Annotated in this window: 12 protein-coding genes; 8 read left to right on the plus strand and 4 right to left on the minus strand. The window is 61.9% G+C overall.

Annotated features, from left to right (window positions below; all coding sequences use genetic code 11):
* The first annotated feature begins 120 nt into the window (after positions 1–120).
* The 3 genes from ACODTY_RS09210 to ACODTY_RS09220 all read left to right on the plus strand — a co-directional run bounded on the left by ACODTY_RS09210 (position 121) and on the right by ACODTY_RS09220 (position 2,571).
* Positions 121–882, plus strand: a complete 762-nt coding sequence (locus tag ACODTY_RS09210) for a GGDEF domain-containing protein (RefSeq protein ID WP_488993984.1) — start codon at positions 121–123, stop codon at positions 880–882.
* A gap of 94 nt (positions 883–976) precedes the next feature.
* On the plus strand, positions 977–1,135 hold the full coding sequence (locus tag ACODTY_RS09215; RefSeq protein WP_488993985.1) for a hypothetical protein: 159 nt from the start codon (positions 977–979) through the stop codon (positions 1,133–1,135).
* Positions 1,132–2,571: a GMC oxidoreductase gene (locus ACODTY_RS09220; protein ID WP_488993986.1), complete on the plus strand. Its 1,440-nt coding sequence runs from the start codon at positions 1,132–1,134 to the stop codon at positions 2,569–2,571. Before ACODTY_RS09215 ends, ACODTY_RS09220 begins: the two co-directional genes overlap by 4 nt.
* On the opposite strand, the gene phhA is transcribed toward ACODTY_RS09220, so the two are convergent.
* Positions 2,568–3,416: a phenylalanine 4-monooxygenase gene (gene phhA, locus ACODTY_RS09225; protein ID WP_488993987.1), complete on the minus strand. Its 849-nt coding sequence runs from the start codon at positions 3,414–3,416 to the stop codon at positions 2,568–2,570. The genes ACODTY_RS09220 and phhA overlap by 4 nt on opposite strands.
* 136 nt (positions 3,417–3,552) lie before the next feature.
* Here phhA and ACODTY_RS09230 point away from each other — a divergent pair, with 136 nt between their 5' ends.
* Positions 3,553–4,029: an Lrp/AsnC family transcriptional regulator gene (locus tag ACODTY_RS09230; RefSeq protein ID WP_488993988.1), complete on the plus strand. Its 477-nt coding sequence runs from the start codon at positions 3,553–3,555 to the stop codon at positions 4,027–4,029.
* 7 nt (positions 4,030–4,036) lie between these two features.
* Here ACODTY_RS09230 and argB read toward each other — a convergent pair whose 3' ends face one another.
* Positions 4,037–4,930, minus strand: coding sequence for an acetylglutamate kinase (gene argB / locus ACODTY_RS09235; RefSeq protein ID WP_488993989.1), 894 nt, complete (start codon positions 4,928–4,930; stop codon positions 4,037–4,039).
* 151 nt (positions 4,931–5,081) lie between these two features.
* On the opposite strand from argB, the gene ACODTY_RS09240 reads away from it, so the two are divergent.
* The 4 genes from ACODTY_RS09240 to msrB all read left to right on the plus strand — a co-directional run bounded on the left by ACODTY_RS09240 (position 5,082) and on the right by msrB (position 7,661).
* Positions 5,082–5,621 (plus strand): sigma-70 family RNA polymerase sigma factor, encoded by a 540-nt coding sequence (locus ACODTY_RS09240; protein ID WP_488993990.1) that lies wholly within the window; start codon positions 5,082–5,084, stop codon positions 5,619–5,621.
* The gene (locus tag ACODTY_RS09245) at positions 5,618–6,340 is read left to right on the plus strand and encodes an anti-sigma factor (RefSeq protein ID WP_488994002.1); all 723 of its coding nucleotides are present in this window, start codon (positions 5,618–5,620) and stop codon (positions 6,338–6,340) included. Before ACODTY_RS09240 ends, ACODTY_RS09245 begins: the two co-directional genes overlap by 4 nt.
* A gap of 117 nt (positions 6,341–6,457) precedes the next feature.
* Positions 6,458–7,015, plus strand: a complete 558-nt coding sequence (locus tag ACODTY_RS09250; RefSeq protein WP_488993991.1) for a fasciclin domain-containing protein — start codon at positions 6,458–6,460, stop codon at positions 7,013–7,015.
* Between the two features lie 151 nt (positions 7,016–7,166).
* Complete coding sequence (gene msrB, locus ACODTY_RS09255; protein WP_488993992.1) at positions 7,167–7,661, plus strand: peptide-methionine (R)-S-oxide reductase MsrB; 495 nt, start codon at positions 7,167–7,169, stop codon at positions 7,659–7,661.
* 157 nt (positions 7,662–7,818) lie between these two features.
* Here the strand turns inward: msrB and yihA are convergent, their stop codons facing one another.
* Together yihA and ACODTY_RS09265 are read right to left on the minus strand one after the other, a co-directional pair.
* Positions 7,819–8,475, minus strand: coding sequence for a ribosome biogenesis GTP-binding protein YihA/YsxC (yihA, locus tag ACODTY_RS09260; RefSeq protein WP_488993993.1), 657 nt, complete (start codon positions 8,473–8,475; stop codon positions 7,819–7,821).
* Positions 8,472–9,110 carry a CatB-related O-acetyltransferase gene (locus ACODTY_RS09265; protein ID WP_488994003.1) on the minus strand — a complete coding sequence of 213 codons (639 nt, stop codon included), beginning with the start codon at positions 9,108–9,110 and terminating at the stop codon, positions 8,472–8,474. The genes yihA and ACODTY_RS09265 overlap by 4 nt, the downstream gene beginning before the upstream one ends.
* Between the last annotated feature and the right edge of the window lie 305 nt (positions 9,111–9,415).

Below are 9,415 nucleotides of genomic sequence, written 5' to 3' on the forward strand. Positions count from 1 at the left end.
ATCCACAACTTCTGCGAGTTAAAACGCGGCAAAATCGCCAATCGATTCGAATTTTATGTAAGCGGGAAACTCTGCCTTCAGGGCTTGCTGCCAAAGAGGCGGTGCGATCAGGGGGACGGGATGAAGACTGTAATTTTTAGATCCTTTCTGGTCGCCGTAGCCTCCTCCGTGGCTTCCCTTTTCATTGCATATGCGGCGGTTTCAGCCTTGGGAGGCAGCCTCGACGGTATCGCATGGATCCTATGCATCGTCTGCCCGCTTTTGATTGCATGGCCGGCCAGCGCCTACACAATGTGGCAAAGCGACAGGCTGAAAAGCGCCCATCGCGACCTGTCGCGGGCACACGCACAACTGGCAGCGGCGCATCGCCGCCTCGCCGACAAGGCCCGGCACGACGAGATGACCGGCATGCTCAACCGCGAGAGCTTCTTTTCCACGCTCGACCGTTCGCAGCGCAAATCGGATCGCGGAGCCCTGCTCATCATCGACGCCGACCATTTCAAGTCGATCAACGACCGCTTCGGCCATCTGGTGGGTGACGAGGCGCTGCTCCTGATCGTAGCAGCACTGCGCGGCGGCATCAGAAGCGGCGATGTGCTCGGACGCATTGGCGGCGAGGAATTCGGCGCCTTTCTCATCGGCGCCAGCGAGACGGAAGCCGCGCGCATCGCCGAGCGCATGCGCCAGGAAGTCGAACTGATCCGCTTCCGCCCCGATGGCGAGCGCACCATTCCGCTCACCGTCAGCATCGGCGGCACCATCTGCGGTGAAGGCGCCACCGTCTCCGAACTGATGCGGCGCGCCGACAGGCGGCTCTACAACGCCAAGAATCGTGGCCGGAACCTTGTCGTGTTCGACCGGGACATGCCGGAAGCGGCCTGACGGCTTTTGAAAAGTCCGTCTCTTAAGCAATGAAGCAACTTCGCCTTTACCGGAAAGGTGTACCAAGGCCGCCTGTCCAGTCGCGAACATGTCCATGCCAGATAAGCCTCACACACGCCGCGCCATCTTGAACCTTTTGCTGGCGCTGCCCTTTGTCCCCTCCCTGCTTGGCCGCCCGCGGCCACCCGCCAGTGGGGGTGACCAGATCGTCGAAGTGAACGGCTGGATCCTGAAGAAAAGCGACCTGGCATGATCTTCGACAGCTACGAGGTCTTTCAGGCCGCTTCGCTCACGCCAAAGGTCGTGGTGATCGGCTCGGGACCGGCAGGCATTACCATTGCGCGCAAGCTCGGCACCGCCGGGATTCCGGTCGCGGTCCTCGAAGCGGGCGGGCGAGAATTCAGCGACGAATCCCAGGATTTCTATCGCGGCACAACCGTCGGCGACCCTTATTTCGACCTCGACATCACCCGGTTGCGCTACATGGGCGGCAGTTCCAACCATTGGGCCGGATGGTGCCGCGTCCTCGACGCCCACGACTTCAAACCCAAGGCATGGGCGCCAGACACCGGCTGGCCGATCGAACGCAAGGACATCGAGCCGTTCCTGCCCGAAGTCCACGACATTCTCGAACTGCCGGAATTTCGCGCCGACGTGCCGATTTCAGACGACATGCGCTGGGTCCAGTTGATCAAGAGCAATGCAGTGCGCTTCGGCGAAAAATTCGCGGACGAACTGACCAAGAGCCGCAACATCGCACTGGTGCTCAACACCTCCGTCACCAACCTTGCCGGCGACGGCAGCAAGATCACCGGCGCGCAGATCTGGTCGAACGGCAAGCAGGCCGGCTTGCTCAAGGCGGACTACTTCGTCGTCTGCACGGGCGGGCTGGAAAATTCCCGCCTGCTTTTGTGGTCGAACGAGGTTTCAAACGGCGGCGTGGTGCCTTATGCCGAGGCGCTGGGCAAATACTGGATGGAGCACCCGACCTTCGAAGGCGGCAACGCCATCCTCGCCAACTATGACGAGTTCGAAGTCGATGCGGCAAACGAAGCGTTCTTCTCGCCCTCGCCGGCGGCGATGGAACGGCTGAAAATCATGAATTTCGGCATCCGGCTGATCGAAACGCCTTATCCCGGGGCCAAGCGCCTCATTGCCGACCTTGCCTGCAACGCGCCCGACTTTGCGGAATGGGCGGCGGCCAAGCTCGGCCAGCATCTTCGCTGCGCCGCCCAGCTTTACGTCGCCTGGGAACAGGCTCCGCGCGCCGACAACCACATCGCGCTTTCCGTCGCCGACACGGATCATGCGGGCGTGCCGCGCATCGAACTGCACTGGAAGAAAAGCGAGCTGGAGCGGCGCACCATCCTCGAAGGCTTGCGCCTCTTCGGCCAGACGATGGCCGAAAAGAACCTCGGCCGGGTCCGCATCGACGACTGGCTGACTTCGGGCGAGGATTACCCCACCAATCAGGAACTGGCCGGCCATCACCACATGGGCGGCACGCGCATGGGCACCGACCTTGCCAAAAGCGTGGTCGATGCCGACTGCAAGGTCCACGCGATGGCCAACATCTATGTCGGCGGCTCATCTGTGTTCTGCACCTCGGGCGAGTGCAACCCGACGACGACGATCACCGCGCTGGCATGCCGTCTCGGCGACCACCTGACCCGGAAAATCGCAGTCTAAAGGCTTGCCGTTGGGAGACTGGCCGGATCGAGCGTCGGCTGGTCCTTCCAGCGCCGCACGATTGCCTTCAGGTCGGCCTGTTGGAAGGCATCGCGCAACACGTCGAATGACGGCAGCACGAAATAGGCGCGTTGGAACTTGTCGATCTCATAGGTCGTGCGCATCACCGTCTCGAGGTCGAACGGCACGCGATGCGCCTTGGTGTCGGTCACCGCGAAGCTCAATTCGGTGTAGGACGACATCAGCCCCGCCCCGAAGGCTTTCAGTTCCTGTCCCGGCTCGTGCATCAGCCCGTATTCGGCGGTGTACCAGTAGAGCCGGGTGATCATCTCGTCGCCACCGGCTGCAATCGCTTCCTCGGCGCGCGTGCCGTAGCTTTGCATGAAATCGGCGAAGACCGGCTGGGTCAGGATCGGCACGTGGCCGAAAAAGTCATGGAACATGTCCGGTTCGACAATGTAGTCGAGCTCATCTTCGCTTCTCAACCAGTTGGTCACCGGAAAGCGGCGGTTGGCCAGATGATCGAAGAAGGGCCCCGCCGGGATGAGGCCCGGTACGGCGACGATTTCCCAGCCCGTCAGCCTGCGCAGCCGTTCGCTGACTTTACCGAAATCGGGAATGCGGTCGAGCAGGCCAAGCGCCTTCACGCCATCAAGATAGGTGTGGTGCGCCAGTCTTTCGGTCAGCTTGGTCTGGCGGTCGCACAGCGTGCGCCAGACCTTCTGCTCCGCCTGGCTGTAGTCATAGTCCTGCCGAACCGTGAAGTCCGTGCGACATACCGAATAGTCGCCGCGCAGACCCTGTGCAGCGCATTCACGGGCATAATCGGCAACGCTGATGGTCATGATAGCTCTCCCGCGGCAAAACCAGCCTGATCTGCCGGCAGATTACCGCCTTTCGGGAAGGCAAATCGGTTTTTCCTATCGCTGAAACTAGGATTTTGAGGCAATATCCTTCTATGGATAGCATTGCGGAGTGAAAATGCCTCAGTTCGACGATTTCGAGATCAGGATGCTCGACATCCTGCAACGCGATGGCCGCAAACCTGTTTCGGAGCTCGCGCAGGAAATCGGACTCTCCACCACGCCTTGCGCGCGCCGCTTCGAGGCGCTTCAGGAGACCGGCATCATCAAGAGTTTTGCCGCGCGGATCAGCCGCCGCGCAGTCGGCCTGTCGGTCGAGGTCTTCATCCAGGTTCGCCTGACCAGCCATAGCGACGGCTCGCCCGAGGCCTTCATCGCCGCCGTCGAGCACATGGACGAGGTGTCGTCATGCTGGACGATGACCGGCGATCACGACTTCCTGCTGCACGTCATGGTGCCGTCGGTGGACGACCTCAACGCCTTCGTCATGCACCGCCTGATGCGGCTGAAGGGCGTGCGCGACGTCCACACGCAGCTCGTGTTGCAGAACATCAAGGGACCCGGCCACGTGCCGCTGTCCCATCTGCGTCGATAGAGCGCTATCAGGGCACGATCAGCGTGCCGGCGCCATGTTCGGTGAACAGTTCCAAAAGCACCGAATGCGGCGTCTTGCCATTCAGGATGACGACGCCTTCGACGCCGCGCTCGATCGCCTCGATGCAGGTCTCGACCTTCGGGATCATGCCGCCGGAAATGGTGCCGTCCTTGATCAGCGCCTTGGCCTCGGCGACCGTCAGCTCGTCGATCAGCTTCTTGTTCTTGTCGAGCACGCCCGGCACGTCGGTCAGAAACAACAGGCGCTTGGCTTCCAGCGCACCGGCAATCGCGCCCGCAAACGTATCGGCATTGATATTGTAGGTATGGCCGTCGCGGCCGGGTGCCACCGGCGCGATCACCGGGATCATTTCCGAACGCGCCAGAAGGTCGAGCAGCGTGCGGTCAACCTCGACCGGCTCGCCGACGAAGCCCAGATCAAGCACGCGCTCGATGTTGGAATCGGGATCGACCATGGTCTTGCGCGCCTTTTCGGCAAAAACCATGTTGCCGTCCTTGCCGCACAGGCCGATCGCCCACTCGCCCTCGGCGTTGATCAGCGCCACGATCTCCTTGTTGATCGAGCCGGCCAGCACCATCTCGACGATCTCGACCGTCTTCTGGTCAGTCACGCGAAGTCCGCCTTCGAATTTCGATTCGATGCCCATCTTGGCCAGCATCGCGCCGATCTGCGGCCCGCCGCCATGCACCACGATCGGATTGACGCCGGACTGCTTCAAAAGGGCGATGTCGCGTGCGAAAGCCTGGCCAAGTTCGGTGTCGCCCATGGCGTGGCCACCATACTTTACCACCACCGTCTTGTTCTCGTAGCGCTGCATGTAAGGCAGGGCTCTCGAAAGAAGCGCGGCCTGCATTTCGGCGGTGGCGGCAATATCCGACATCAAGGCGTTTCCCGGCTTTTCTAAAGGAACGGGCGGGTCTTAGCGGGAAACCTCGACAGGGGCAAATGGCTTGTCGCCCTTTTGGCAGCCAATGGCAGTTACCATTGATGCAGCATTGCAAATGCCTGCTGATCGCATAATTTGAGCCGCGATGGAGCCGCAGGATATCACCAAGCTCATTGTCCGCACTTCGATGAAGGACCGGGCGGCGTTCGATCTGCTCTATCGGCAGACGAGCGCGAAACTTTTCGGCGTGTGCCTGCGTGTCTTGAACGATCGGGGCGAGGCTGAAGACGCGCTGCAGGAAGTCTACGTCAAGATATGGACCAAGGCAGACCGCTTCGCGGTGTCGGATCTCAGTCCGATCTCGTGGCTTGTGGCGATTGCGCGCAATCATTCGATCGACCGCATCAGGGCGCGACGGCGACCGGCTGCCGATATCGAGACCGTGCTCGACGTGGCCGACCCGACGCCTGGCCCGGAGGCTGCGGCGGTGTCGGGCGACGAGGCCGGCCAGATCCATCGCTGCCTGGAGGAACTGGAAGACGACCGGGCCGGTGCCGTTCGCGGCGCCTACCTGAAAGGTGAAAGCTATGCCGAGCTGGCCGAACGTTACAAAGTGCCGCTCAACACGATGAGGACCTGGCTCAGGCGCAGCCTGATGAAACTACGGGAATGCCTGGAAAGATGACGCTGACGGGTGAACACGGACCGGAACGGGAAAGCGACGATCTCATCGCCGCCGAGTACGTTCTTGGCGTCCTGTCCTCAGCCGAGCGGCAGGAAGCGACCCATCGCATCGACACGGATCCAGCCTTCGCGCGGCTGGTCGATGAATGGGAAGTGCGGCTGTCGCCCCTGGCCGACGCCTATCCAGCGGCCGAGCCTTCCCAATCGGTCAAGGCGGCAATCGACCAGCGGCTGTTTGCCTCCGCCTCCACATCGCCCGCAGCCGCACCCCGCACCGGCATCTGGGCAAGCCTCGGCTTCTGGCGCGGGCTGACCGCCGCTGCCGTTGCCGGCCTCGCTATCGCCGTCGCCCTGCCCTACCTGCAGCCACCGGCGCCGCAGCAGACCCGGCTTGTCGCCTCGCTTGCCGCCGACAGCAGCAATGTGAAGTATCTCGCCGTCTACGACGCCGCCCACCATAATGTCGGCCTGTCGCATCTCTCCGGCGAGCGCGACCAGGGCAAGGACTTCGAACTGTGGCTGATCGAGGGCGACAAGCCGCCCGTTTCGCTCGGCGTCATCCCAGTCGGCGCGGCGACAACGGTTCCGGTCACGCCCACCATCCAGCAGCAGCTCGAACAAGGCGCGGTCCTCGCCGTCAGCGTCGAGCCTCCCGGCGGTTCGCCGACCGGCCAGCCGACCGGACCTGTCGTCGCGACGGGCGACCTGAAGAATATCTAGGGTCAGGACCTATTAATCTGGCTGGAATTCTTCGCGTCCGCTGAAACTCCTGCAAAGTCACACCGTATCTCCTTGCGGCCCCACCAATGGGGTGTTCGAAATCCAAGGAGACTTGATATGCGCAAGATCGCCACTGCACTGTTCGCCGGCGTCGTCGCCCTGTCCGCGCTCGGAACCGTCGCCTATGCCGAAAACCCGATGGTCGGCGGCGCCGCCATGTATGCCGACAAGAACATCGTCGAAAACGCCGTCAACTCGAAGGACCACACCACGCTCGTCGCCGCCGTCAAAGCCGCCGGCCTGGTCGAGACGCTGCAGGGCGCAGGCCCGTTCACGGTGTTCGCGCCGACCAACGCGGCCTTCGAGGCCCTGCCCGCAGGCACCGTCGACACGCTGCTCAAGCCTGAAAACAAGGACCAGCTCACCAAGATCCTGACCTGCCATGTCATCGGCGCCAAGGCGATGGCGGCTGACGTGATGAAGATGGTCAAGGACGATGGCGGCGCGCACAAGGTCAAGACCGTCGGCGGTTGCGAACTGACGCTCAAGGATGAAGGCGGCAAGGTCACCGTCACCGACGAAAACGGCAATGTCGCCAACGTCACCATCGCAGATGTCGAGCAATCGAACGGCGTCATCCACGTCATCGACAAGGTTCTTTTGCCGAAGATGTAACGCCGGCGGCCCTGCCTGCGAATAGATCAGGAAGACGTCAGGCTGCGCGGTTTCTTCAACGACCGCGCAGCCTCGCCATTCACCGCGTCACCGCATTTTGATTTCCCGGCGCGGTCGTCGTCTGGCAAAATTCTGCGAAAGGAACTGCATCATGAACCGTCGCCAACTGCTCCTGAACGGCACCGCATCCGCTACTTTCCTGACCGCAGCCGCAGTGTTCTGGCGTTCAGGCAGCGTCGCAGAAGCACAGGCCGAGACCTTTGCCGTCACCAGGACCGATGCCGAATGGAAGCAGATGCTGTCGGCGGACCAATATTCGGTGCTGCGCCACGAGGCGACCGAGCGACCATTCACCAGCCCGCTGCTTGAAGAACACCGCAAGGGCACATTCGCCTGCGCCGGCTGCGACCTGCCCCTCTACGCTTCGGACACCAAATTCGAATCCGGCACCGGCTGGCCGAGTTTCTGGGAATCGCTGCCGCAAAGCATCGGCACCCGCGAGGATTCAACGCTCGGCATGGTGCGGGTCGAGTGCCATTGCAGCCGTTGCGGCGGCCATCTCGGCCACATCTTCGATGACGGCCCGCCTCCGACCGGCAAGCGCCACTGCATCAACGGCCTGTCGCTCAGCTTCAAGCCGGCCTGAAGCAACTCCAGGAAAAATAACAACCGGTTTTCCGTCCGGAATTGCGAAATGAGCTAGTGCATGTCTCCCGAAAGTGGGAACCGGTTTCGGGATAAAGACGTGCATAAAATCAAAGGACTAAAGCGTATTGAGCGAATCTGAAAGATCGCGACACGCTTTAGAGCCCGTTCGCGGCCAGCACGATCGCCGCGCGCAACTCGTCCAGCCCTTCGGCCTTTTCCGATGATGTCGCCACCACGCCCGGGAAGGCCGCCGGGCGCTTGCGGATCTTCTCCAATGTTTCCTCGATCAGGCGCGGCACGCCGGCCGCCTTGATCTTGTCGGTCTTGGTCAGCACGATCTGGTATGACACCGCCGCCTTGTCGAGCAGCGACAGCACCTCCTCGTCGTTCTTCTTGATGCCGTGGCGGGCATCGATCAGCACGTAGACGCGCTTCAGCGTCACCCGGCCTTTCAGGTAGTCGAAAACGAGCTTGGTCCACTGGTCGACCTGATCCTTCGGCGCCTGCGCATAGCCGTAGCCCGGCATGTCCACCAGCGCCATCGGCGGCAGGTCGCCGCTTTCGCCCGAAAAGCCGTCCGGCACGAAGTAATTGAGTTCCTGCGTGCGCCCCGGCGTATTCGAGGTGCGCGCCAGACCCTTATGGCCGATAAGCGCATTGATCAGCGACGATTTGCCGACATTGGAACGGCCGGCAAAGGCGATCTCGGGCGGTCCCTCGGGCGGCAGGAATTTCATCGCCGGCACGCCGCGGATGAACACCCAGTTGCGCGTGAACAGGTTGACGTCGAGCAGTGTCTGTTGAGCAGTCAAGCAGCGGCCTCCAGCCGGTTCAGGTCGCTGCCGCGAATGGCATTGAGATTGCGATTGATCTTGTCGAGCGGCCAATCCCACCAGGCAAGGCGGATCAGCCTTTCGACCGTCCTGTTGTCGAAGCGCGTCTTCACGACTTTCGCCGCGTTGCCGGCAACGATGGCATAGGGCGGCACGTCGTGCGTGACAACCGACTTGGCGGCAACGATTGCGCCGTCGCCGATGGTCACACCCGGCATGACGATCGCTTCCATGCCGATCCAGACATCATTGCCGATAACGGTATCGCCGCGGTTTTCCTTTTCCCAGCTCGCCACGTCGAAGCCCTCTTCCCAGCCGTGGCCGAAAATGTTGAACGGGTAGGTGGAGAAGCCCGACATGGCATGGTTGGCGCCGTTCATGATGAAGCGCGCACCCTCGGCTATGGCGCAGAACTTGCCGATCACCAGCCTGTCGCCGATGAACGGGTAGTGATGCAGCACGCATCTCTCGACGAATTTGTCCGGCCCGTCCGGATCGTCATAGTAAGTGAAATCACCGATCTCGATGTTCGGCGCATCCACCAGCGCCTTCAGGAAGCCGACGCGCGGATGCATGAAGATCGGATGCTTGATGTTGGGATTGGGTCCGGTCATGGCAGCGTCCATTTCGAATGGGCTCGGGACGGGAAAAGGCCCAGCCGACCACCAGCCCGGCCCGACTTCCTGTCCGCGATCCAGCCGGTTGATGTTTTCGATCTTATAGGAAAGCCGCACAGCCGCGTCCAGACGCGCCGCCGAACGCAGTTGCCGCCAAAAACCAAAAGAGGCGCCTTGTGGGCGCCTCCTTGTGTTGGTTGCGGAGGGTTGCTCCGGTTGTTGTGCGGCTCAGCTCAGACCCTGGATGTCGCCATTGTCGTCGAGATGGATGTTCTCGGACGACGGCTTGGAGGGCAGGCCCG

This window comes from Mesorhizobium sp. FG116 (genome assembly GCF_057809835.1).

Excerpts from the sequence above, each read along its gene's own strand:
- ACODTY_RS09210 (WP_488993984.1), top strand. The coding sequence starts at position 121 with ATGAAGACTGTAATTTTTAGATCCTTTCTGGTCGCCGTAGCCTCCTCC.
- ACODTY_RS09215 (WP_488993985.1), top strand. The coding sequence starts at position 977 with ATGCCAGATAAGCCTCACACACGCCGCGCCATCTTGAACCTTTTGCTG.
- ACODTY_RS09220 (WP_488993986.1), top strand. The coding sequence starts at position 1,132 with ATGATCTTCGACAGCTACGAGGTCTTTCAGGCCGCTTCGCTCACGCCA.
- phhA (WP_488993987.1), bottom strand. The coding sequence starts at position 3,416 with ATGACCATCAGCGTTGCCGATTATGCCCGTGAATGCGCTGCACAGGGT.
- ACODTY_RS09230 (WP_488993988.1), top strand. The coding sequence starts at position 3,553 with ATGCCTCAGTTCGACGATTTCGAGATCAGGATGCTCGACATCCTGCAA.
- argB (WP_488993989.1), bottom strand. The coding sequence starts at position 4,930 with ATGTCGGATATTGCCGCCACCGCCGAAATGCAGGCCGCGCTTCTTTCG.
- ACODTY_RS09240 (WP_488993990.1), top strand. The coding sequence starts at position 5,082 with ATGGAGCCGCAGGATATCACCAAGCTCATTGTCCGCACTTCGATGAAG.
- ACODTY_RS09245 (WP_488994002.1), top strand. The coding sequence starts at position 5,618 with ATGACGCTGACGGGTGAACACGGACCGGAACGGGAAAGCGACGATCTC.
- ACODTY_RS09250 (WP_488993991.1), top strand. The coding sequence starts at position 6,458 with ATGCGCAAGATCGCCACTGCACTGTTCGCCGGCGTCGTCGCCCTGTCC.
- msrB (WP_488993992.1), top strand. The coding sequence starts at position 7,167 with ATGAACCGTCGCCAACTGCTCCTGAACGGCACCGCATCCGCTACTTTC.
- ACODTY_RS09265 (WP_488994003.1), bottom strand. The coding sequence starts at position 9,110 with ATGACCGGACCCAATCCCAACATCAAGCATCCGATCTTCATGCATCCG.